Below are 23,508 nucleotides of genomic sequence, written 5' to 3'. Positions count from 1 at the left end.
TCACCACAAAATTACAACTTCCATTATAACACAAGGGGCAGTTGTACCAAAGTCTCGGCTGCCAACTTTAAGATAAGAATGATGATTATACACAAAAAAGTGCCGTAAGACTGTGTTTTTTAAGGTCTTACGGCACTTGCCCGACTATTCACCAGAATCTCTTATCCTTTTACCCTTTGACAGAATAATCCCGTTTCATTTTTATAACAGGAATATTGGCGATCAAGGCCACTTCACGGTCATCTTGATTAAGATTTACTTCTAAAGCACCCTCGTCAATCTCCATATAATTAGAAATTACTTTGATCAAGTCTTCCTTCAATTGATTAAGCATATGTGGTGAGATAGTAGCCCGGTCATGCACGAGGACAAGCCTTAAGCGTTCTTTTGCAACGTTTTTAGAAGCGGGTTCCTTTCCTAACATTCGACTAATAAACTCTAACATGGCCTATTCCTCCTCTTGAGTGCCAAGCACTTATTTCATACCGAAGAACTTTTTCACTTTATCCATGAATCCATCGGGTACATCGAGATTCATCAGCGGGACCTCTTCGCCTTGGATTCTTCGTGTAATCCGTCGGTATGCTTCTCCAGCACGTGAGGAATGATCCATGACCGCTGGTTCGCCACGGTTTGTAGAAATGACGATGCTTTCGTCATCAGGAATGACTCCTAGCAGCTCAATAGCTAAAATATCAATGATATCGGAAATATCCATCATATCGCCACGCTTCACCATATGGGGACGAATCCGGTTAATGATTAGGCGCGGACTGCGCAAATCAGCTGCTTCCAGAAGGCCAATAATTCTATCCGCATCACGGACGGCACTCACTTCCGGTGTGGTGACGACTACGGCACGGTCAGCACCGACTATGGCATTACGGAAACCTTGCTCAATACCTGCCGGGCAGTCAATGATAGCGTAATCAAATTCCTTCTTTAATTCGTCGCAGAGATCCTTCATTTGCTGAAGGCTTACTGCAGACTTGTCCTTGGTCTGGGCTGCCGGAAGGAGATACAAATTCTCAAAACGCTTATCTTTAATCAAAGCTTGCTTTAACCGGCATGTCCCGCTGGTCACATCGACGATATCATAAACAATGCGGTTCTCAAGTCCCATGACCACATCCAAATTGCGCAACCCGATATCCGTATCCACTAAAACTACTTTGAGCCCTTGTGCAGCAAGCCCTGTTCCGATATTTGCAGAAGTGGTTGTTTTGCCGACTCCACCTTTTCCTGAAGTTACTACAATGACTTCACCCATATTTCAACCTACCTTTCCAATATTTCCTTCACATTTTCAAACCAATGGAGCCTCATATCGCTATAATTAACGAATCATTCCTTTTCCCCTGAGTCCATTGAGCTGAATCCCTTCAACGACAAGGCGGTCATCTTTAATCCGAGCACATTCCGGGCCCCTCCATTCCTGCTCACCTTCCGGAGAACGGGTCACCAGATCGGCAATCCTCAGCTGAGTTGGCACTAAATGATAAGCAGTCACTATTGAATTCCGATTACCCTTAGCACCTGCATGGGCAACTCCTTTTAAGGACCCAATCACAACAATATTCCCGCCGGCCACAATTTCTGCACCTGGATTAACATCGCCCAGGATGATGACATGACCGTCATACTGAATGCTGGCCCCCGAGCGCAGCGTGCGCTCCACAAACAGGCTGGGACCTTCCTCCATACCTTCTTCCGGAATCCGCTGAGGTTCTTCCTGAACGGCCGGTGTCTTCCGGACACTGGAATAAACTTCTGCAGCCGTAAGCCACCCTTTTAGAGTAAGACTATGCTCGGCCAGGCAACAAGTTAGCTCTTCCTGTTGCTCCGGAGAATATTCCTTTTCCCCTCCGTAGCACCGAACCATTGCTCCTTGAAGAAATTGGTCGGAGTCCTCCAGCAGCTTTTTAAGTTCATCCATCAAAAGCGAAAAGTCTGCCTCGGGATCCAGATATAAAATGAGGCCTTCCCGAGTACCTTTTAAGGCGATATGCTCTGTCCGTGTCAACCGTTAATCCCCCAATTGTTCCATGTTTTGAGGCCCCCGGTACCCTGCCTCGGTGAAAACTTGTCCAAAGTTTAAAGGCGTGGAAAAATCGCGCCATTTATTGACTCATACTAATTCTACAGTGCTTCCCGTTTTCCCTCTCGCTTAAAGAAAAAAAACGAAGGCGAATTTCCTCGTTTTTTTCCGTTGTTTCGTTATATTACTTCCAAATTCATCTTACTTATTTGCTCCCCAGCCAAAATACTCCATAAAAGCAGCTTTAGCTACAGCACCGGCCGTTTCTCCACCATGGCCTCCGTATTCGACAACTCCGGCAAAGGCTATTTGCGGATCATCATAAGGTGCAAAGGCCACAAAGACCCCATTAAAGAGCTCCCCTTCTGCCGTGTTTTTAGAACCAAGCTGAGCCGTTCCGGTTTTACCTCCACCGCTGAACTCCGGAACATCAGCAAAAAGTCCGCTTGCCGTCCCTTCTCCGCTGGTGACTTTGCTCATTGCTTCTTTAACTGTCTGCAATACTTCCGGGGAAACCGAGACCGTATTTCTAACTACTGGTTCGTTCTGATACACTATTTCACCTGTCACCGGATCCAGGATCTTGTCCACCACATAGGGCTGCATTCTCTTACCACCGTTGACAATGGTCGCCACATAATTAGCAAGCTGCAGCGGTGTATAAACATTATCCCCTTGTCCGATAGCGGTATTAAAGGTCTCGAAATACTGCCAATCCACCCACCAACGAACATTATAAGCATAATCCGCTTCTACTTGATTGATCTTGTTCTTCTTCTGGCTTTCTAATTTCTTCCGTTCAGTCTCATCTTTAGCCGACGCCAGCTTAACCTTATACTCCTCTTCGATTTTAGCAAGGTCATTATCCCTCTTTTTTTCATATTGGGGCCCGAAAGTTGCCTTTTTCCATTCCGGTGAAGGAGCATTCCCCTTGGACTCACCGGGAATATCTACCCCGGAATAGACACCCAGACCGAATTCATTGGCGATCTGCTTTATTAACTCTCCGTTTTTATTAAAGACTCTTTGCCCCACCGCTTGGAAATAGGTATTGGAAGACTTAGCCATGGCCCGATTCAAATTCACTAAGCCAAAACCCCCTGGAGACCACTCCTGAATACCATGCTGTGTTCCCAGGGTAGCCGCCACATTGGAGCTGTTAAACTGCTCATAAGGAGTCACCACACCGGCCTGCAAACCGGCCATAGCTGTAATCATTTTAAAGGTTGAGCCCGGGGCATAGGTTCCGGCTAAAGCCCGGTTATAGGAGGCCGCATCTTTCACTTGAAAGTATTTTTCAAAAGTTTCTTCAGATATAATCCCTGTCAGATCATTAGGATCCATATAGGGGTGGGAAGTCATTGCCAGGATCTTTCCCGTCTTAACTTCTATGACCACTGCGGCACCTTGATTGGAGTCGGGATGCTGCGGATGTACATACTCCCTGAACACATCATCCAAGGTCTTCTCCACCACAGCCTGCAGCTTGGCATCGAGGGTCAGTTGCAGGGTTTTCCCGGGCTCGGAGGGCTGAATGACTTCTTTGGCAATGGGGCGGGCACTATTGTCCACGATGACCTGCTGGACCCCTTCTCTGCCGCGCAGCCAGTAATCGTAGCCTTTTTCCACGCCCATTTTTCCTACCTGATCCCCTTGGGTGTATTTAAACCCATCCTCCTGGGCTTGAGGATTTTTATTAAACGAAGCAATTTCCTCCTCACTGCCTACTTCACGGACATATCCCAAAAGATGACCGGCTAAGGTACCCTTGCGATAATCACGTACAGGCAATGCTTCGATGTTAATACCCGGAAGTTCATCCTTATGCTCCGCAATAATAGCCTTTAGAGGATCCGGCACATCACCCATAACCGTAACCGACCGATAACGCTCCCACTGCTGATTTTGCATCATGACCAGAATATCCTCTGTGATATTCTCCACACTTTGCTCTTTAATCGGCCAATAGGGTTTAATGTAGCCCGCCAGGCGGGCAACGACTTCCTGCACACTATCGACGGGAGCCGTTTGCAGATCCATCCAATCAATAGTCAGAGCGAACTGAGGCACACTGGTAACCAGCAATTCACCATTGCGATCGACAATGTCTCCACGGTTGGAAGGGATGGAGACAAGTTTCATGATATTACCCTGGGCCTTTGTCTCGTAATAGGACGCTTTGGCGATTTGTAATCGCCAAAGGTTGAAGCCAAGAATCAGGAATACGAGAAACACGACGGCGCTAAGGCCCCAGAGACGGCGTGTATAGGGTTTGCGTTCTTTATCTTCTTCCATCTTTTTCGCCTCCTAGATTTTTGTTCGTCACCGATCATACTTGGGCCGATACTTCAGCCACCCCCGTGTAAACGAACGATGAATCCACGGATAAGTGAGGGGCACCAGTACAGCGTTATACACCGAGACCCCGATCACCAAGCGGAATGCATCGCCTAAAGACCACCGTGCTCCCACCAGGATATTCAAAAAAGCAATCAGCCCTTCGCCCACGAAAGTAACCAAGAAAACCAGCAAAGCTATTAAGAAGTAGTTCTCCCGATACCAGCGTTGGGAGAGCCAGTCCGATAATAGTGCCACCACAGTTAAAGTTAAAGCATACATGCCAAAGTGTCTGCCCAGATAAAAATCTGCGAGCATCCCTGCTCCCAAACCCCAAAGTGCTCCCGGTAAAGTGCGGTGATGCAGAGCCATATAAATGGTAAATAACAACACCAAATCAGGTTTTATTCCGCCCCAGGACCAAAAATAGAAAACAGTTCCCGGAAGAATCAAGCTGAAAAGGAGCATAACGATAATGAGGATATTGCGCCGCATCGTTACTGCCCCCCTGACTTTTCTATAATATAAATTTCCTCCAGAGAATCAAAATTCACCAAAGGCGATATATATGCTGTTTTCAACAGTCCCGAACCGTCCAATTGAATCTGCTCTACCTTACCGACGGGAATATCTTTGGGATAAACTCCACCCAAACCCGAAGTGAGCACCAAATCACCAACATTGACATTGTCGTCACGACGCAAAAGCATCTGGAGATTTCCTTCTGCTTCAAGGCGGGAAGTTCGCTTATATGTCCCTTCAACAATGCCAAAGGTTGGCGAACCGGTGCTTCCTCGAACCAGGGCACTGACTTGGCCTTCACTATCTGTGATTAAAAGTACTTCTGAAGTAGTGGGCGTCACCGAGACAATCTTGCCCACTAAACCCAAAGCAACGATGACCGGATCATCCACCGCTACACCGTCATTCGTCCCCCGATTAATAGTTAGAGTCTGATACCAGGCATTGGGATTGCGGCTAATAATACTGGCACCAATCTTCGTATACTTATCCACATCGGGGCTCTTAAACATTTTTGAATCCAGTTCATTATAGCGGAGTCCTGCTAAAACCTGCTCTTTAAGCTTTAGATTGTCTCCTGTAAGTTGTTCAACTCTGGTCCTTAATTCCTCATTTTCTTTCTGAACGTCACCGAAGTTCCAGAAAACCCGGGTGTTATCCTTTAAGCTATTGCCTGCTCTCAGGATAACACCTTCTACAGGGCTTAGGACTCGTTGCAGCACCCCACCTATGGGGTTAGGGAATTGGCTTCCCAGTCCGGTCAGTCGAATACTTACTAAGACTCCTAACACGAGGAAGAAAACGAGAACCATAATTCCCGTTCCAGTCACTCTTTTCCGCACCAAGACTTCCTCCCCGCTTCAAACTCTAGCTTTTTTGCAAAGCAGCAATTCTGCGGAAAACTTCCGCATTTTCCAATACTTTTCCTGTCCCAAGGGCAACACAGGATAGAGGATCCTCAGCGAGATGCACCGGCATTCCTGTCTCATCAGCGATCAGCTTGTCCAGATTGCGGAGAAGAGAGCCTCCTCCGGCCATGACGATGCCTCGATCCATAATGTCGGCAGCTAACTCGGGAGGAGTTTTCTCCAAGCAAGACTTTACCCCTTCAACAATCGCCACCACAGGTTCCTGCAGGGCTTCCTGGATTTCTTCCGCGGTAACTTCCACAGTTTTAGGGAGTCCCGTCAGCAAATCCCGTCCTCTGACTTGATAAGCCTTACCCTTTTCTGCCTGATAAGCATAGCCAATTTCCATCTTGATATCTTCAGCAGTCCGATAGCCTATCATTAAATTATAGCGACGTTTGATATGGGCGACAATGGAATCATCCATCTCGTCCCCAGCAATGCGGATCGAGCGGCTGGTCACGATACCGCCCAAAGAAATCACCGCAACTTCCGTGGTTCCCCCGCCAATATCTACAATCATATTGCCTGTAGGCTCACTAACAGGGAGACCTGCCCCGATGGCCGCAGCCATCGGCTCCTCCATAATAACCGGATCCTTTGCTCCCGCAGCCAAGGCAGCTTCCTTGACAGCCCGTTCTTCTACAGGAGTTACCCCTGAGGGTACACAGATGACAACCCTGGGACGAGCAAATGGGGACTCGGTGCCTAATGCTCTCGTAATAAAATACTTCAACATTTTCTGAGTAACATTAAAATCCGAGATTACGCCATCCTTTAGTGGCCGAATCGCTACAATATTGCCCGGTGTCCGGCCAATCATTTCTTTTGCTTTATCCCCTACGGCCAGCGGGGTCTTTTTTTCAATATCAATCGCAACTACAGAAGGCTCATTACAAACGATACCTTTCCCTTTCATATGAACCAGCGTATTTGCAGTGCCTAAATCAATGCCCAAATCTTTGCCAAAAAACATTGGTTAATCCCCTTCCGTTATAACACTATCTGTGTACCGCTTTCGTCCTTGCACCTTCACTTGAAGGCAAAGTGCCGACAGCCCTTGTACACTCACAGACCAATACTATCTGCTATACCAATAATACGAGGTCCATTGGGTTCTTGCGGGGGCCTTCCCCTCATCCAAATTTTTCTTACCCTCTATAATATTCCTCGTTCTTTCAAGCTTATGTACCGATTATCTCCGATAATGACATGATCAAGGACTTCGATACCCAGAATCTGCCCCCCATCGGATAATCTACGGGTTACATCAATATCTTCACTACTGGGGGTCGGGTCCCCACTGGGATGATTGTGCAAAAGGATAATCGCATTGGAATTACGCCGGATGGCCTCTTTAAAGCACTCCCGGGGATGTACCAAAGAAGAATTCAAAGAGCCTACGGAAATGGAACTGATCCCCAGCACATGGTTCTTGGTCGATAGACTCACGACCCGGAAATGCTCTCGATCCAGATAGCGCATTTCTTCCATGACCAAATGGGCTATGTCTTGAGGAGAATTGATCACAGGGCGTACCAAGGGATCCGAAGATACTGAACGCCGCCCCAATTCCAATGCCGCCTTTAGTTCAGCCGCTTTAGCCGTTCCCATACCACGATACCGGGTCAACTCATGAACCGTTAAGCGAGCTAATCCTGATAACCCTCCCGTTTCAGTCAAAAGGCGTTCTGAAAAATCCAGGACATTCTCTCCTTTGACCCCAGTCCTCAACAAAATGGCCAGAATTTCCCGATTAGAGAGGGCATCTGCTCCATATTGAAACAACCGTTCACGAGGTAATAATTCCTCAGGTAGATCCTTTAACCGACGGTAATCCATCCTTCACCTCATGCAGGGCGATATCTCCAAGTCCCATCCCCCACACACTCAGCCGCTCTTTAACATACTCCATGGGTAAGCCAATCACATTGCTTAAAGATCCTTCATAATGATCCACTAAATGGCCTCCCAGCCCTTGAATCCCATAGGCTCCCGCTTTATCCACAGGCTCTCCCGTAGCAATATACTCCAGAATCTCCTCATGGGTCAGGGAACGGAAAAAGACTGCCGTACATACCGCACCACATTCCTGGCGCCCTGCTCCATTGATCAAGGCCACTCCAGTGTACACGCGGTGAGTTTGTCCGCTTAATGCGGTCAGCATAGCTTCTGCCTCTTCCTCATCTCTGGGTTTGCCGAGAATCCGCTGGTTTAAGACAACGATGGTATCAGCCCCCAGAATTATATCCTCTCTGCTTCCACCATGATTCAGCCAACGATTCAACCCAGCCTGAGCCTTGCGCAAAGCCAGTCCCTTCACTGCTGATTCGGGGGAAATACCTTGGGGAAGTACTTCAGAAACATCCGCTTCCACTCGTATAAAGGAAAAGCCCTCTGCTTCCAGAAGCATTGCCCTGCGGGGAGAAGCTGAAGCCAGTACGAGCATTCTACCACTTCCTAGCCAGATAGTAACCAACCATTGCCCCTAAAACCGTAGCAACGGTGATATTCAGACGAAATCCAAATGAAAAGGTGATAAAAAAGAAGTCTAAATAGGTATGTGAAGGGAAATCAATGACGGCTGGGCGCAGAAAAGGTGCCAAGAAAGAGATCTTTTCGAACCCATAGCCTATTAATGTCCCAATAGCCCCTCCTGACAAGATAAGAAGCAGGGTGCGACCCGCTCCTGAATTAGTTCGACCTGCCGGCATAGTTTGCCCCCTTTCACCCATAGAAATGTAGCCAGGGCATGTTGCACCTGGCTGGTTTTTCGACACTTTTTAGTTTAGCATCTCACCTACTAATACGCAAGGGGACTAAAGGTCAAAAATATTAACTTAATATTAACAATTTACCATTAATGACCACGGGGAAGCACTCCCTTAAGCAACTCCGAGCCGCTGATACCCGGATTGGTCATTTCGTGAGGATTTAATATAAGATCCAGCTCCTCGGAGGTCAAAAGTCCTCTTTCCAGGACAATCTCTCTGACAGGACGGCCGTTCACTATGGCTTCCTTGGCGATTCGGGAAGCGACTTCGTATCCTACATGGGGGTTGATTGCGGTGACGACACCGACGCTGTTTTCAACCAGATCCCGACAGCGTTCCACATTAGCGGTTATCCCATCGACACAGCGCTCTTTGAAGACCTTGATCACATTGCGGAGGATATCCAAAGATTGGAGCAGATTGAAGACTACCACAGGCTCCATCACATTGAGTTCCAGCTGCCCCGCTCCACAGGCTAAGGCGATGGTAAAATCATTTCCCTGTACCTGGAAGGATACCTGGTTGACCACCTCAGCCATGACGGGATTGACTTTCCCGGGCATAATAGAAGACCCCGGCTGCATAGCAGGAAGATTAATTTCCCCAAAGCCCGTTCTGGGCCCAGAGGCCATCAGCCGCAGATCATTGGCGATCTTAGAGAGGTTAACGGCCAGGGTCTTAAGAGCACCCGACACCTCCAAAAAGGCATCCGTGTTCTGTGTCGCATCCACCAGATTATCCGCTCGCAATAACGGCAACCCGGTAACCTTCCTCAGATTCTCAGAAACTTCCTCAATATAAATCGGATCAGCATTCAGCCCGGTACCTACAGCTGTTGCACCCATATTAATACTATGTAAGGACTTCGCTGCTTCAGTGATCCGGCGCAGATCTCTCTCCAGCATTTGTCCATAGGCGGCGAATTCCTGCCCTAAGCGAATAGGAACCGCATCCTGAAGATGGGTTCTCCCCATCTTGATGACTCCGTCAAACTCCCTGGCCTTCTCTTGAAAAGCACTCTTCAACTCATTTAAGGCATGAAGAAGATCGTCTGCTACATTAAGACAGGCAATACGGATGGCTGTGGGAAATACATCATTGGTGCTCTGCGCCATGTTAACATGAACATTGGGATGAACCCGGGAGTAATCCCCTTTTCGCCCTCCCAAAATCTCAATAGCCCGGTTAGCAATCACTTCATTAGCATTCATATTAATCGAGGTTCCTGCTCCTCCTTGAATGACATCAACCACAAAATGGTCATTAAAGGCACCCTCGGCCACTTCCAGAGATGCTTTAATTACAGCCTCGCCGATCTCGTGGTTCAAGGAACCGATGTCCATATTGGCTTGAGCGGCAGCAGCCTTCACCAAACCCAATCCCCGGATTAATTCATGGTGTGGGCGATATCCCGTAATCGGGAAGTTTTCACGAGCTCTTAAGGTCTGTATTCCATAATAGACGTCTTCCGGTACTTCCATAACTCCGAGCAAGTCCTTTTCCTTGCGCACCATATCACCTCTTTACGAATTAATTGTCTAAAAATATAACCATAACGATAAGGAAAAAGTAAGACACTGCTGCCTTACTTTTCGCAAATCTTCATTTTATATTCTCTTTGACATCATTTTCTATGCATAAGCCTACAAGGTGGGTTCCGCTTAAGCGCGACGGGTTCCCACGTTAAAGGTCAGCACTTCCAGATTGACCGCCAAGTCTACATTTCTAAGTTCAACTTCCGGCGGGACATTAAGTACCACAGGAGCAAAGTTAAGAATAGCCTGTACTCCGGCACTAATAAGCTTATCGGCGATTTCCTGAGCATAGGGAGACGGTACGGAAATAATACCGATCTGAGTCTTATTGGCCTTGGCAACTTCCTCCAGCCTGTCCACAGGCAACACTTCAACGCCATTAACAGTGGTTCCAATTTTTTGTGGATCATTATCAAAGATGCTCGTGATAATGAAGCCACGCTCACGGAAACCTTTGTATGTGGTCAAAGCTAAACCTAAGTTGCCCATACCGACCAGGCATACGCTCCAATCCTGGCTTAAGCCAAGAATCTTCAGAATATGGCGATGCAAGTCTTTAACATTATAACCCACACCACGCGTTCCAAATTCACCAAAGTAAGCTAAATCTTTTCGAACTTGAGCCGGACTCACTCCAACTCCCTCTGCAATATCGCCAGAAGATATTGTAACGATTCCTTTACGATCCACATCCGTTAAATGACGTGAATAAACGGAAAGACGAATAATCGTTGCCTCTGGGATTTTTAGTGTTTTCAAGCTAATCCCCCGTTTCAATTTCCTTTAATTTTAAATGATAACAATAATTAGCGTAAGTACATTATATCACTAAGTTGTCAGGTTAACAAACAAATTTACAGCCTTTTTAAGTTTTTTAAATAAATTAATTGAGATTTTGTTCTAATACACGTCTATTTTTGAAGGCTTGCCAAGGTATTGAGATATTCACCATAGAGGTTCAATGACATCATTTTTCGCAGATCCACCGACAGAGTTCGCTCGGCCTGAATAGATAATCTTGAAGCCTCCTGCAAATGGGTCAAGGCATGTGGTGTCGACGCCATAAGGTTCTCAAGTTCTGAAAGCATGCTTTCTCTGGCATGATAAGGTGTCTTCAAAAAGGCATTAACCTTCTCAAGAACCTGGGCCGTCTGAATTGCCCCCGTGCCACGAATGCGAAAAGCGCGTTCAGGACTAATGACTGATTTTGGAATAGAAGCAACTCCACCTTCTTTCAATAATTCTTGAATAGGAAGTACCTCCTCTTTCGAATAGGCCAGACCCACCCCAACAATAAATGGATCTCTGGAGATGATTTGAGCATCCCAGCCTAACTGCCCCAATTGCTCTTTTTCCTTGAGAGCATTGGTTTCGGAGTTAAATACTCCCGTTTGACATGTCCAGAACTCTATTTCGTCCAAAGTCAGAAGAAACTCGTTCTGATCCACAGAACTAGAGGAAGGTATGCCAGGACCTTTAGGTTGTGTGACTAACTTAACATAAGTATACCCAAAAAACCAGGTTATCCATACAATGACAGCACAACCAATTAGTCCTATTCCCTTATTAATCCAGGGATTATATTTATACATACTATCATCCTCCATAATAGCTGTCAACGTCTTTAATCACACAAAAGCACTCAACTCAGGGATATTAACAAAAAATTCATATTTCTCTCGGACAACCCAAGCTAGTATCACTTTATGTGTAAAGTATGCTGATCATGCCTATTAATGAGGCTTGTGCTCAAAAATCAAAACCTTCCTAATTTATAATGTATTTACAATATATCACAAATTATTAATAGTAGTTAACTTTTTATTAATATCTCAACTTTCGCAGCGCGAAAATCTGTTCAAACTCAGTCTACTACTGGATTAGGCTAAAAATATTTTGTTCATTGACAGAAAAACACCTTTCGAATTGGTAAAATGGAAGTGACCAAACAACCATAATTTCCAAAACAGAAAGGTGCGTATCTCCATGTTACAACACAACTCTCTGCCTGAACAGCATCAAAATCAGCTTTCTTTAATTTTTTCTTCCCTTAAGCTTAGTCAGCTGCTTCGAGCCGCTGGGATCCGCAAGTCCTATGGGGTTTCAAGCTTCGTTGTCTTCCAAATCATTTTCCAACTCGTTTTTCAAGGTCGAAATCTGTTTCGGCTGTTAGAAGGAAGCCGGGCAGAATCTCTTCCAGGTAAAGATGTTGTTTATCGGTTTCTCAATGACTCTCGGTATAACTGGAGGCGTTTTTACCAGTTACTCAGCCTCAAGATGGTCGGACGCTTTGAAAAGCTCACCTCTGCGCAGCGTATCCGTGTTTTTATCGTAGATGATTCTGTAATGGAGCGCGAACGAAGCAAGAAAGTTGAACTCTTAGCCCGAGTGTTTGACCATGTTTCGGGCCGCTTTGTTCGCGGTTACACCTTACTAACCTTGGGCTGGTCTGACGGGTTCAGCTTCGCACCCCTTGATTTTACATTGATGAGTTCTGCAAAAGCTAAAAATCGTCTTTGTGAAATGAGAGAGGACTTAGACAAACGCTCCGTAGGCTATAAGCGTCGCCTGGAAGCGATGAGCCCTAAACCGGACACCGTGGTTCAAATGCTTGAACGAGCTCTCAAAGCCGGATTCTCAGCGGATTACGTCCTAATGGATAGTTGGTTTACCCATGCTCCACTTTTGCAAAAGCTAAGGGATAAGGAGCTTCACGTTATTGGAATGGTTAAAGAACTTAAGCAGCGTTATCTCTTTGAAGGAAAATCACTCAGTTTACGAGAGCTCTACGCGAGAGTCCCAAAGAACCCGAAAGCAGAAATACTGGGTTCAGTGCGTGTTCATACCCCTTCAGGCTTAGCTTTAAAAGTTGTTTTCGTCCAGAATCGAAACAACCGAAGAGAGTGGTTAGCGATCTTAACCACCGATCTTTCCTTAGAAACTACTGAAGTCGTAAGAATTTACGGGATGCGTTGGAGTATCGAAACGTTTTTCAAAATGGCCAAATCGCATTTGAAGCTAGGAACTGAATTTCAGGGCCGATCCTTCGATATGATGGTTAGTCACACAACCATAGTCTTTACCCGTTACCTCATCCTGGAGTGGGAACGAAGAGAAAACAATGATGAACGCTCTCTTGGGGGACTCTTTTATCTTTTTGCTGATGAGGTTATGGATTTAGACTTGAAAACAGCACTACGTCAGTTAATGACGTTTGTTCTTAATCTACTACCCAATAAACCAGAGAATAACGAATCACTCAGTCAATTACAAAAGTGGATTGCTGCATTACCCAGTTATATCAAGGCTCTATTCCCTCAACTGGGGTGCGAAAGTTGAGTTAATATTTTAAAACAATTAATAATCATTAATAATAAGAGGGACCTTGCGGTCCCTTTAAAGGCTATACTAATCAACAGCCTTCTATAGTACTAATGTTACAAGTTTATACATTAAAAATGAAGTTAAAGCCGATGTGGGAATCGTTACCACCCAGGCTACGAGCATTTGCTGAGCTACTCCCCAGCGCACAGCGGATATGCGTTTGGCACTCCCTACACCCATGATGGACCCGGAAACGACATGAGTCGTCGATACCGGTAGATGCAAACCGGGAAAAGCTGTAGCGGTCCAGATGACGATAGAAGATGTCAAATCTGCGGCAAATCCATTGATGGGCTCCAGCTTAAAGATCTTGCCCCCCATGGTCCGGATAATCTTCCACCCCCCTGCGGCGGTACCTAAAGCCATCGCCATAGCACAAGCAAATTTCACCCATAAAGCCGGATTAAGATTGGCTGGATCTTGCAGACCTGACGCTATAAGGGCCATGGTAATAATACCCATAGACTTTTGAGCATCATTGGAACCATGATTAAAGGCCAGCAGCCCGGCGGAAAGCACCTGCATCTTGCGAAACCCTTGGTTGACTTTGGAAGGTGCAACCTTCCCGAAGATAAAATATAGAGTTTTCATTATAATAAAACCTAAAATAATACCAATAATGGGGGAAACCAATAAGGCGGCAATTATCTTCAGGATCCCTTGAACCTGCAGCACTCCGAAGCCCACTTTAGATACAGCAGCGCCAATCATTCCTCCGATAATAGCATGGGAAGAACTGCTGGGAATTCCAAAGTACCAAGTGGCTAAGTTCCAAAATATCGCTCCGATGAGAGCGGCGATGACCAGTTCCTGAGTAACAAAATCAGGATTCACGATATCTTTGGCAATAGTTTGGGCTACTCCTGTACTCACCAGTGCTCCAGCAAAATTAAGTATGGCAGCAATAACGATGGCCCTTTTGGGAGTGAGGGCACGAGTAGACACACTTGTCGCAATAGCGTTAGCCGTATCGTGGAAACCGTTAATGTAATCAAAAGCCAGCGCGAAAAATACGACGACTATGAGTAACGCACTGGAACTAATCATACTTCAATACAACTCCTTTGAGGAGGTCTGCGATTTCCTCACACTGATCCAGTGTGTTCTCTAAATGTTCAAGGATTTCTTTCCACTTAATGATCTCGATAGCATCCTTCTCCTGCTCAAACAGCCTGGCCACTTCCTGGCGATATAAGCTATCTCCCACGGATTCAAGCCGATAGACCTCTTCTGTCGCCGCCAGAATTTCGCTCTTTTTAAAGTGAATGCTGTTCAAGCAGCAAAAAGCAGTCTTCAGTTGCTCTGTAGCTTTGACAATGGTACGAACGATTTCCTGAGCTCCGATGGAAGGTTTTTTCGTATGGTAAAGAACCATGCGCTCTACTGCACCTTGACTTAAATCCACAATGTCGTCAAGGTTTTGGGCTAGGGTATAGATATCTTCACGATCCAACGGAGTGATCAGGGTCGAATTCAAACGATCCACAATCTCCGTGGTAATTTTGTCCGCACGATGCTCGAGATCATGCATCATTTCAGCCTCTGCATCAGAGACAGAATTCTGGCAGATCAGCCCTTCAAGCTTCTTCGTCGTGGTGCAGGCTACTTCAGCACTTTCTCTGAACAAGGCATAAAATTTGTCTTCTTTTGAAGATATACCAAACATGCTCTTTCCTCCAGTCGTTTTGCATGGAATTCCTGTAGTATTGTAGCAAATTTCTTAACCCCTTTTGTTAAGTTTCTGTTAAGTTTTTTACATAAGCGTAATAAAACTTGACTATTGCTTGTATAAGTTCTCTCTATCCTTTGCGCAAAACATCCAATAAAGCCTGCCTTGCCTCCGCAATCATATAGAGAGACCCCGTGACACATAGCATATCCTCTTTATCCAATCGTCTAAAAGCTTCTTCAACTGCCAGACGGGGCTCTTCAATGGTCAGGACAGGCTTCCCTTTTTCCTTGACTAATTCATGGAGATACTCCCAGTTTCCGGACCTTGGGGAATTGGGCTTGGTAATAATCACCTCATCAGCTAAAGGAACAAGGATGTCCACAACCTTTTCCCGCTCCTTATCTCCCAGCATACCAAGACAGAGCACCAGGCGCTGACGCTGAAAAATGTTCAAAGCCTTCGCCAAGGCATGGGCTCCATCCACATTATGGGCTCCATCGATCAGCACCTTCGGTTTCAGAGAAAGCAACTCCAAGCGGCCAGGCCAAACTGCTTTACGAAGCCCTTCATAAATATTTCTGCGCTCCAGATTCATTCCGTATTCGAATTTCAAAAGCTCACAAACTGTCACAGCGGTGGCAGCATTAACCACTTGATGCTCTCCGACAAGACGTAAGCGCAGTTTGTTATAGGCTCCCCGCAGCCCAGCCAAATCAAATTCCTGCTCCAGTTCCCCGCTCCATCGGATCTCCCAGCGCACATCGTCGCCCACCACCCATAAAGGAGAGTTCATTTCCTGTGCCTTCTTGCGTATGACATTTAAAACCTCAGGGCGATCAGCCGCCGTTACGGTAATCGCACCTGCTTTGATAATTCCGGCCTTTACTCCGGCAATCTCTTCATAGGTTTCACCCAGATAATCCATATGATCCATACCCACATTGGTTATCACCGAAATCAAGGGCTTAACCACATTCGTAGAATCAATCGCCCCACCCAAACCAACCTCCAGGAGAACCAAGTCCACTTTCTGGTCGGCAAAATACATCAAGGCCATGGCCGTATTCACTTCAAACTCTGTAGGATGCTCCACACCCTTTTGTACAAGTTCCTCCAAATGGGGACGGAGAATCTGAATCAGGCGGGTAACTTCCCCTTTCGGAATCATCTCACCATTAATGGTTATCCTCTCCCGATAATCATGAAGATGAGGAGATGTAAACACCCCTACCCGATATCCGGCATCTTCAAGGATTTCCGCCGTCATCATGGTAGTCGAGCCTTTGCCATTGGTTCCTCCGATATGAACGACCCTGAGACGCTCTTCCGGGTTACCCACACGTTTCAGCAACTCCTCAATCCGACCCAATCCAAAGTTCATGCCAAATTTCGTGAGGCTCACCAGATAATCCTTTGCTTCCTGGTATTGCTGCTCCACAGAAGACACCTCTTGCCGTTCTCCCTTTAATTCATGTTCAGTTATCCCGTTCATCTCCCTATTCCCCACTTCTATGTCCTCCTTTGAATCTTTCTATTGCTGATATGACTCTTTTCATCCATCTTTAAGCGCAGGGGTACATGGTTATTATGCACATCTCTGCTATGCGATAATTCCCTATAAAGAGTGGTTTTCCTGCAATTTGCGCGGAAGATTTTTGAGGATTGGGCTGTAACTTTGTAAGAGGTTGTCTCCAGGATCTTACTTTTTACACCGGTCACTCAATAAGCTGCGCGGACAAAACTAACGCGAAAAGCCCTCCGCTCCAAAAGGTGCCCGGCTAAATCGGCTCCTCGAAAGCAGTGCTTTCGGGATGGCGATTTAGCGGGACGAAACCCGGGTGAGGGTTTCGCCCAAGCCGCCGCGCCACAGAGAATGACTTAGCGGCGCAGGTCCTTTCTTAGTCGGAAACTTGAGCATTAGAACGGCTGCGCGCAGCTTACTGATTGACCGGTGCAAAGTAAAATCCTGGAGACACCTCCCCAACTAGCAGCCCCATGCACCAAACAAAGCAAAGGCATGCCAACCTCAAAAGTCAGCATGCCTTCACTTTCATTTCACCATATTCACCTATAAAGCCCCCAAAGAGAGCCCCAACCGAGCCTTACGCCTCTTTCAACTCTGCCAGACGAATCCGCAACGCTGCGATCCGCCCATTGATCCCTTCCAGCTTCTCCCGCTCTTTAGCCACTACTTGCTCCGGAGCTTTTGCTACAAAGCCCTGGTTGTTAAGCTTTCCTGCCAAACGGCTTTGTTCCAGCTGGGCCTGGGCAATTTCTTTTTCGACCCGGGCGATTTCTTTATCCAGATCCAAGAGTCCGCGCAGGGGCAGATAGACTTCCACTCCTTCGAGAACAGCACTGGCGGCCTGGGCAGGTTTAACCTCCAGATTGGAGACGACATCCACAGCGGAACCGCCGGCTAACAGCCGGATACTTTCCCGGCCTGATTCCAGAACCTCAAAAGCAGCCTTCTCAGGTGCGACCAGGATGATTTCAGCTTTTTTGCCTGGCTGAACATTCATCTCCGCCCGGATATTCCGAACCGCTTTGATCACATCCATAATTTGGTTCATCTGTTTCTCAAGGTCATCCTCCCGATAGCCGTTTACCTTGGGCCAGGACTGGATCATAATGCTCTCCCCTGAGATAGGAAGGTTGTGCCAGATTTCCTCCGTAATAAAGGGCATATAGGGGTGGAGCAGTCTCATGGTACCTTCCAGAACTTCCAGAAGGATGGATTGAACCGTATGACGGGCTTCCGGGTGCTCCTTATCATAGAGGCGGCCTTTAGCCAGTTCAATATACCAATCACAGAACTCATTCCAAATAAACTCATAGAGGAGACGGGCGGCTTCCCCCAGATCAAACTTTTCCAAGGCCTCCGTTACTTCCCCTGCAGTCTTCTCATAGCGGGAAAGAATCCAGCGGTCCTCCAGTTTCAGCTGGCCACGGGGGCCTTCCTCATAATCCTGAAGATTTAACAGAACAAAGCGGGAGGCATTCCAAATCTTATTGGCGAAGTTCCGGGTCGCCTCCAGGCGTTCCGGATGAAAACGCAAATCATTGCCCGGAGTGTTGCCTGTAATCAGCATGAAACGCAGGGTATCCGCACCGTATTGGTCAATGACCTCCAGCGGGTCCACTCCATTGCCTAAGGATTTGCTCATCTTCCTGCCTTGAGCATCCAGAACCAGACCATGAATCATGACTTTTTGGAAAGGCACATCTTTCATAAATTCCAGCCCCATGAAGACCATGCGGGCAACCCAGAAAAAGATGATATCCCGTCCGGTGACGAGAACGGAAGTGGGATAGAACTGCTTAAGCTCGGGAGTCTCTTCCGGCCACCCCATAGTTGAGAAAGGCCACAACCCTGAAGAAAACCAGGTATCCAAAACATCGGGATCCTGAACAATATGCTTAGAGCCGCATTCAGGACAGGTCTCCGGATCTTCTTTAGCACAGATCTCCGCCCCGCAATCTTCACAGTACCAGACAGGAATCCGGTGCCCCCACCAAAGCTGACGGGATATACACCAATCCCGGATATTTTCCAGCCAACCCAGATAGATTTTAGCAAAACGCTCGGGCACGAATTCCATGATCCCTTCCCGCACCACTTCCATAGCAGGTTTTGCCAAGGGCTCCATCTTAACAAACCATTGTTTGCTGACCATAGGCTCCACCACTGTGGAGCAGCGATAACATTCCCCTACGGCATGCTGATGGTTATCTACTTTGACCAGCAGGCCCTGAGCCTCAAGATCCTTCACAATCTCTTTCCGGGCGGCATAACGTTCCATTCCTTGATATTTGCCGGCTTGTTCATTCATCTTAGCTTCCCGATCCATAACAGTGATGGAAGGAAGCTGATGGCGCAAGCCCATCTCAAAGTCATTGGGGTCATGAGCCGGAGTGATTTTTACCGCACCTGTCCCAAACTCCCGATCCACATAGTCATCGGCGATAATGGGAATTTCCCGGTTAGTCAGAGGCAGGATAATCGTTTTGCCCAGGAGATGCCGGTATCTCTCATCTTCCGGATGAACGGCCACCGCAGTATCTCCCAGCATGGTTTCCGGACGTGTGGTGGCTACTATCAAAACCTCGTCACTGTCTTTGACCGGATAGCGAAGGTGCCAAAGATGCCCTTCCCGATCCACATGCTCCACTTCAATATCAGAAATGGTGGTATGGCAATGAGGGCACCAATTAACAATATAATTGCCCCGGTAGATCAAACCCTTATGATAAAGATCCACGAAGACTTCACGTACAGCCTCAGAGCATCCTTCATCCATAGTGAAGCGCTCCCGGGACCAATCACAGGAGGCACCCAGCCGGCGCAGCTGCTGAGTAATTCGTCCTCCATATTCTTTTTTCCAGTCCCAAACTCTATCCAGGAATTTCTCACGGCCCAGAGCATGCCGGTTGGTCCCTTCCTTGGCCAACTGCTCTTCCACCTTGGCCTGAGTGGCGATACCCGCGTGATCCGTGCCGGGGAGCCATAAGGTATTGTAGCCCTGCATCCGTTTGAAGCGGGTAAGGATATCCTGGATCGTACTATCGATGGCATGGCCAAGATGAAGGGCTCCGGTCACATTCGGCGGGGGCATGACGATGCTGAAAGGCTCCTTAGCATCATCCACATCCGCGTGAAAGTATCCTTTCTCCTCCCAGTAGGGATACCATTTTCCCTCAACCTGGCTTGGGTCATATACCTTTTCCATTTTAAAATCCTCCGCCATGTATAAGCGCTCCTTTCAGAATTATACAGATTCATTCATTGCCTTAAAACCAAAAAAGCCCTCCATCCCCTAAAGGACGAAGAACTCGCGGTACCACCTTTTTTCAAGAACCCCGCTTATAAGCAAAGCTCTTGCACTTTATTGCGATAACGGGCAAACCGTCAAGGATTACTCTATTCATCCCCGCCCCTCCTGCACGACCCAAAGCCTCCAAACGGAAAAGACTCTCAGCAAGCGTCTTTCTCTCTGCACCGTTGGCTGAACTTTTTCTTACATTCCCAGGGTTTTATTGCTCTTAATGATAATATAGTTTATTATATCCATCAAAAGCGTTCATGTCAAAGAAAACCCTAAAAGTGCAGCTTTTCCGCTCTTTCACAGCTTGGCTGCACAGCTCAAAAGTCAGTGGATTCACTCAGGAATCTGCATCAAACAGACTATGTGCCAAAAGTCATTAACTATTAACAAATCCGCACTCCACAATTACAAAAACCTATGGTACAATAGAGGCGATTAAATTTTCCAATAATTCCAATCCATTCTTTCTCCTTATCCTTCCATAGCTCCCTGTATACAGAGGATAAAGAAATTCCCATGTCCCTACTTATTCCGGATCTATTTTGGGTGGTACCCTTCGGTACTTATATTTCATTGTAATGAATTCTGAACTTTTTCGTGGCAAAATTCATACAAAGGAGGCATTAAATGAACAGTTTTTTAGACAGAATAAGCGAATTCTTTTTTAAACACTCCGGCATTGTCCGCTGGTGGTTTAACTTATCCGTATCGGCAAAGCTCAGCCTGGCTTTCGGCATCAATGCCTTGATTACCCTTGTAGCCGGCGGGGCTGTATACTTTATGGTTAAGACGGGGGCCAACCTCGAGCAAAACATCCTTATCTATCTGGTTTCACTCGTTATAGCAGGACTTATCATCTTTATTTACGGACTTTACATATCCTACTTAGTTGCCACTCCACTACGCCGCGGGGTGCAATTCGCTGAAAAAATGGCTCAAGGGGACCTTACGGCAACCCTGTACAGCATGGGACAAAAAGACGAGTTAGGAACCCTCTGTAAATCCCTTAATCAAATGACTGAGAATTTCCGCTCTTTGGTGGGAGACATTACCCACAGTGCCGACATTTTTGCCGAATCCTCTCAAGTTCTTTCCGCACAGTCGGGGGGAACCAGTGAATCAGCCCAACTTGTATCATCCTCCATCCATCAAGTGGCATCCGGATCCCAGACACAAGCCAACAGCGTCCAGAATATTATGAGCTCTATCCAATCTATGGCCCATGGCATTCGTCAGATTGAGGATCATATTAATCTTGCCGATCACTCTTCAAGGCAATCCTTGCAGCTTGCCCAGGACGGAGATACTGCCATGACCATGGTCAGTCTTCAGATGGGGCATATTCATAACTCCGTGGATAACACGGGACAGATCATCACTGCCCTTGGTGAAAAATCTACCGTCATCGGCTCTATTGTGGAAACGATTAAAGCCATATCGGATCAAACCAACCTTTTGGCACTGAATGCAGCCATCGAAGCTGCACGGGCCGGGGAACACGGCCGGGGCTTCAGCGTCGTCGCCGAAGAAGTCCGGAAGCTGGCCGAGCAATCAACCCTATCCAGCGCCCAAATCGAAACCATTATCCATGATATCAAGACCAGCCTTGACGAAGCAATCACCAGTATGGACTCAGAAAAAGAAGTGGTGCAAAGCGGAGCCAATGCCATTCAAAATGCACAACAAGCCTTTACGCGGATTAAGGAAAGCACGCAAGTCCTGAGTGAGCAGATTCAAGAGATTTCAGCCCTATCCAGCGGTATCACCCAAAGTGCAGATATCATCGCCCATGAGGTAACTCAAGTCGCTGCTATCTGTCAAGAGACCACTGCTCAGACAGAGGAAGTAGCCAGCAGCAGTTCTGAGCAGATGGTCGCTATGCAAGAGATCAACGCTTCCGCCCAGGAGCTTTCCAAAACAGCCCAAGAGCTCCAGTATGCGGCCCGCAAATTCATTTTGAATTAAGACCATATCAACATTAAGACCAGCTGAGGCAAGGGATTTGTTCCCTTGCCTCAGTTTTTTTATTCCCTCACCACGCTCTGGGAACTCCGGTAAGCTCCGCCGTCCAATCATCCAATGCCACCAGATCATTGGGTCCAAGATCGTGTATCGACTTCTTACCCAGAGCCCGGATCCCTTCTTCCATCTCCAGCACAAACGATTGCAGAACATTGGCTACATTTTGAGCGGCTAACTCCACATCCAAACGCTCTTTATATTTGGAGTTATAATAAACAAGCTGTGTTAGCGGCTCCCAAGGCATAACTTTGCCGATTTGTTTATGTACCAAGGCAAATAAGGGAACCGTGCCTAAGTTGACCGCATCAGCACCTAGAGCAATCGCTTTCAGACATTTACCCGGAGTATCATATCCTCCTGAAGCAATAAGACTGACCTCGTGTCTTACCCCTTGCTCGATAAGATAGCGTTGGGCCCGGACAAGATTGTAAAGGCTGGGCAGGCCAAAATCATCGCTGATCGTAGGCGAAGAGGCTGCTGTGCCCCCCTGAGCGCCCCCAATGCAAATCACATCAAAGCCGGCCTCGATCGCTACCGCCAAATCAGCCTCTAATCTCCCTCCCCCCATAATTTTGATACCAATGGGTTTACCGCCGGCCTCTTGGCGCAATTCCTCGACATAACGCGGCCAATCCAACGGGGAGTTAATTCCGGGGAGTTTAGCATAACCCTTTAAGGGAACAACCGGTGATATTCCCATGAGCTTCTGAGCTTTCCCCTTGATTTCCTGGGGATATAAGATATGCGCTCCCAGCCGTGAGCCCTGACCCATTTGCACCTCGACCATATCTGCTTCAGCTATCCCTTGTGGGTTTCTGCCATAGTCATAGCGGCTTATCTGCCAGATGAATTTTCCCGCGGCGTTTCTCTCCTCAGCAAGAAAGGGACCTTCACCGGAATTAGTGGCTGTGCCTACTTGCTTAGCCGCTTTAGCCAAGGCAACTTTGGCCTTTTCACTTAAGGCAACACCGTAACCCATTCCCCCAATCAGCAAGGGAATTGACAACTGCATAGGTTTTTCCACTCTGGGTCCCAGAGTGGCCGACACATCGATGGGAACCTCTCTTTCCACAGGCAATCTGACCAGCTGAGCGGGTATGAACATTAGATTGTCAAAGTTATGATAGGGTTTGGGGCTTCCCAGAGGACGGCCAATCAATTTTCCCTGCTCTGCTCTTAGGGCGATTTCTACGATATTTTGAACAGATGTCCTCCTTGTCGCACTCCAGAGCTCCATAAGATTCTCCGAATAATTATCTTCCAGCAAACGCCTGACAACAAGATTGAATATCCGCTGCACACCTGTCCGAAAAAAACGCTTTCCTAAGAAGAAGAAAACAAATCCCAAGAGCAACCAGCCTACAAAACTGACCACTACTCCAAAAATGAAAATGAAAAGGGTATTTTCCACAAGACCATTCCTCTACTCATGCCCATATTCCATCACTAAGAATATCTTTAAGCATAGCTTCTAATCGTCTATAGTTTAT

Annotated in this window: 20 protein-coding genes and 1 other annotated feature; of the genes, 2 read left to right on the top strand and 18 right to left on the bottom strand. The window is 47.0% G+C overall.

What is annotated here, in order from left to right; genetic code table 11:
* Window positions 1-169: 169 nt before the first annotated feature.
* The 13 genes from minE to DESLBE_RS21100 all read right to left on the bottom strand — a co-directional run bounded on the left by minE (window position 170) and on the right by DESLBE_RS21100 (window position 11,706).
* Complete coding sequence (gene minE / locus DESLBE_RS21160) at window positions 170-445, bottom strand: cell division topological specificity factor MinE (protein ID WP_005816777.1); 276 nt, start codon at window positions 443-445, stop codon at window positions 170-172.
* Between the two features lie 30 nt (window positions 446-475).
* The gene (minD, locus tag DESLBE_RS21155; RefSeq protein ID WP_005816779.1) at window positions 476-1,270 is read right to left on the bottom strand and encodes a septum site-determining protein MinD; all 795 of its coding nucleotides are present in this window, start codon (window positions 1,268-1,270) and stop codon (window positions 476-478) included.
* 66 nt (window positions 1,271-1,336) lie between these two features.
* The gene (gene minC / locus DESLBE_RS21150; protein ID WP_058491253.1) at window positions 1,337-2,023 is read right to left on the bottom strand and encodes a septum site-determining protein MinC; all 687 of its coding nucleotides are present in this window, start codon (window positions 2,021-2,023) and stop codon (window positions 1,337-1,339) included.
* Between the two features lie 216 nt (window positions 2,024-2,239).
* Window positions 2,240-4,333 (bottom strand): penicillin-binding protein 2, encoded by a 2,094-nt coding sequence (gene mrdA / locus DESLBE_RS21145; RefSeq protein ID WP_144678152.1) that lies wholly within the window; start codon window positions 4,331-4,333, stop codon window positions 2,240-2,242.
* 27 nt (window positions 4,334-4,360) lie between these two features.
* The gene (mreD, locus tag DESLBE_RS21140; protein WP_018212426.1) at window positions 4,361-4,870 is read right to left on the bottom strand and encodes a rod shape-determining protein MreD; all 510 of its coding nucleotides are present in this window, start codon (window positions 4,868-4,870) and stop codon (window positions 4,361-4,363) included.
* 2 nt (window positions 4,871-4,872) lie between these two features.
* Entirely contained in the window at window positions 4,873-5,739 is an 867-nt protein-coding gene (gene mreC, locus DESLBE_RS21135) for a rod shape-determining protein MreC (RefSeq protein ID WP_015945174.1), read from the bottom strand.
* 25 nt (window positions 5,740-5,764) lie between these two features.
* A complete protein-coding gene (locus tag DESLBE_RS21130; RefSeq protein ID WP_005816790.1) occupies window positions 5,765-6,781 on the bottom strand; it encodes a rod shape-determining protein in 1,017 nt (338 codons plus the stop codon).
* A 182-nt stretch (window positions 6,782-6,963) separates the two neighbouring features.
* Window positions 6,964-7,647 (bottom strand): DNA repair protein RadC, encoded by a 684-nt coding sequence (gene radC / locus DESLBE_RS21125; RefSeq protein ID WP_005816793.1) that lies wholly within the window; start codon window positions 7,645-7,647, stop codon window positions 6,964-6,966.
* On the bottom strand, window positions 7,616-8,254 hold the full coding sequence (locus DESLBE_RS21120) for a Maf family protein (protein ID WP_144678151.1): 639 nt from the start codon (window positions 8,252-8,254) through the stop codon (window positions 7,616-7,618). The genes radC and DESLBE_RS21120 overlap by 32 nt, the downstream gene beginning before the upstream one ends.
* Before the next feature lies 1 nt (window position 8,255).
* Complete coding sequence (locus DESLBE_RS21115) at window positions 8,256-8,519, bottom strand: DUF4321 domain-containing protein (RefSeq protein ID WP_015945175.1); 264 nt, start codon at window positions 8,517-8,519, stop codon at window positions 8,256-8,258.
* Window positions 8,520-8,665: 146 nt separating this feature from the next.
* The gene (aspA, locus tag DESLBE_RS21110) at window positions 8,666-10,093 is read right to left on the bottom strand and encodes an aspartate ammonia-lyase (protein WP_005816798.1); all 1,428 of its coding nucleotides are present in this window, start codon (window positions 10,091-10,093) and stop codon (window positions 8,666-8,668) included.
* Between the two features lie 147 nt (window positions 10,094-10,240).
* Window positions 10,241-10,873: a redox-sensing transcriptional repressor Rex gene (locus DESLBE_RS21105; RefSeq protein WP_015945177.1), complete on the bottom strand. Its 633-nt coding sequence runs from the start codon at window positions 10,871-10,873 to the stop codon at window positions 10,241-10,243.
* 152 nt (window positions 10,874-11,025) lie between these two features.
* The gene (locus tag DESLBE_RS21100; protein WP_015945178.1) at window positions 11,026-11,706 is read right to left on the bottom strand and encodes an SPOR domain-containing protein; all 681 of its coding nucleotides are present in this window, start codon (window positions 11,704-11,706) and stop codon (window positions 11,026-11,028) included.
* Between the two features lie 394 nt (window positions 11,707-12,100).
* Between DESLBE_RS21100 and DESLBE_RS21095 the strand changes: the two genes are divergently transcribed.
* A complete protein-coding gene (locus tag DESLBE_RS21095; RefSeq protein ID WP_005808317.1) occupies window positions 12,101-13,453 on the top strand; it encodes an IS4-like element ISDha5 family transposase in 1,353 nt (450 codons plus the stop codon).
* A gap of 84 nt (window positions 13,454-13,537) precedes the next feature.
* Here DESLBE_RS21095 and DESLBE_RS21090 read toward each other — a convergent pair whose 3' ends face one another.
* The 4 genes from DESLBE_RS21090 to DESLBE_RS21075 form a co-directional block, all read right to left on the bottom strand.
* Window positions 13,538-14,545, bottom strand: a complete 1,008-nt coding sequence (locus DESLBE_RS21090) for an inorganic phosphate transporter (protein WP_005816804.1) — start codon at window positions 14,543-14,545, stop codon at window positions 13,538-13,540.
* Complete coding sequence (locus DESLBE_RS21085) at window positions 14,538-15,164, bottom strand: DUF47 family protein (protein WP_005816806.1); 627 nt, start codon at window positions 15,162-15,164, stop codon at window positions 14,538-14,540. Before DESLBE_RS21085 ends, DESLBE_RS21090 begins: the two co-directional genes overlap by 8 nt.
* Before the next feature lie 133 nt (window positions 15,165-15,297).
* Entirely contained in the window at window positions 15,298-16,677 is a 1,380-nt protein-coding gene (locus DESLBE_RS21080; protein WP_144678150.1) for a folylpolyglutamate synthase/dihydrofolate synthase family protein, read from the bottom strand.
* 595 nt (window positions 16,678-17,272) lie between these two features.
* Window positions 17,273-19,918 carry a valine--tRNA ligase gene (locus tag DESLBE_RS21075; protein WP_144678149.1) on the bottom strand — a complete coding sequence of 882 codons (2,646 nt, stop codon included), beginning with the start codon at window positions 19,916-19,918 and terminating at the stop codon, window positions 17,273-17,275.
* A gap of 69 nt (window positions 19,919-19,987) precedes the next feature.
* Window positions 19,988-20,207: a binding site (T-box leader), on the bottom strand.
* A 416-nt stretch (window positions 20,208-20,623) separates the two neighbouring features.
* Between DESLBE_RS21075 and DESLBE_RS21070 the strand changes: the two genes are divergently transcribed.
* The gene (locus DESLBE_RS21070; RefSeq protein WP_011460908.1) at window positions 20,624-21,961 is read left to right on the top strand and encodes a HAMP domain-containing methyl-accepting chemotaxis protein; all 1,338 of its coding nucleotides are present in this window, start codon (window positions 20,624-20,626) and stop codon (window positions 21,959-21,961) included.
* Between the two features lie 67 nt (window positions 21,962-22,028).
* On the opposite strand, the gene DESLBE_RS21065 is transcribed toward DESLBE_RS21070, so the two are convergent.
* Window positions 22,029-23,429 carry an FMN-binding glutamate synthase family protein gene (locus tag DESLBE_RS21065; RefSeq protein ID WP_011460909.1) on the bottom strand — a complete coding sequence of 467 codons (1,401 nt, stop codon included), beginning with the start codon at window positions 23,427-23,429 and terminating at the stop codon, window positions 22,029-22,031.
* Window positions 23,430-23,508: the final 79 nt, after the last annotated feature.

It is taken from the genome of Desulfitobacterium sp. LBE (assembly GCF_007830365.1).
Lineage (GTDB): Bacteria > Bacillota > Desulfitobacteriia > Desulfitobacteriales > Desulfitobacteriaceae > Desulfitobacterium > Desulfitobacterium hafniense.
Note: the sequence above shows the minus strand (reverse complement) of the source record. Positions and strands in the feature narration are given on the sequence as shown.